The organism is Corallococcus sp. AB030, assembly GCF_003668965.1.
In the GTDB taxonomy this organism is placed as follows: Bacteria; Myxococcota; Myxococcia; order Myxococcales; family Myxococcaceae; genus Corallococcus; species Corallococcus exiguus.
This window is the reverse complement of the sequence record NZ_RAWQ01000475.1, coordinates 1-779: the sequence shown is the minus strand read 5'-3', so window position 1 is coordinate 779 and position 779 is coordinate 1. Positions and strand designations below refer to the sequence as shown.

General features: G+C 68.8%; 1 protein-coding gene. It reads right to left on the bottom strand.

What is annotated here, in order from left to right; all coding sequences use genetic code 11:
- The coding region (locus D7Y15_RS46850) for a hypothetical protein (protein ID WP_217276372.1) at positions 1–515 on the bottom strand (515 nt) is incomplete at its 3' end.
- Positions 516–779 lie beyond the last annotated feature (264 nt).

Here is a 779-nt window from a genome sequence, read left to right as displayed (position 1 = left end):
GGAGCACGTGCTACCAGCTCCAGGACGCGGCGCGCTGGGAGTCGGGGGAAACCTGCGCGCAGGCGGAGTTCGAGTTGCTGCGGCATGCGGCGCGGGTGGCGGCGCGTCCGGGGCACGTGCTCCTCGTGCAGTCCCTGCAGCGGGCCTTCCTGGGAGGCGCAGCCCAATTGCTGCCACTCATGGGAGGAGACGCGCTGCGCGAGTGGGCCTTCCGCGTAATGGAAATCCTGCACGAGCGTGACGTGCAAGCACTTCAGCATGAGATGCCAGCGCTGCTGAAGGCGCGCGATGAGCGCGTGCTGAACGCATTCGCTCCCGCTGCCGCCTCCGCTCCCCAGGAGCAGGCTTCCCCCGAGGCTCCATGCGCTCCTGAGGACCTTCGTGGTTCCTCCGTGCCGGTCGCCCCCCTGGACGATGCTTTGGAGACAGCGGCTTGCGAGGGCGAGCAGAGCCTCGGCCTCCTTGAGACGGCCGTCGAGGACACCGAGGCGTTCGGCGTTGCACTCCGTCCCCATGGCGAGACCGCCGCCTTGGATTCCGACAGCGGGACGCTGCTGACTTCTCCCGCCCCAGAGGATGCGTCCTGTGGACACGATGGAGGGGGCGCCGTGAGGGAGGTGGCGGGTGATGTTTCGCGCGACCTGGCTGACTGTTTGGCCGATGGAGGCGTTTCGTCCGGCGGGGGTGGCCTCCCGTCAGCGGATCCTCCCACCGGTTCCCTCGGACAATCGCGCGGCTCGGAATGAAAGGCGGGTGGACCGCTTCACGGGACCCTGGGT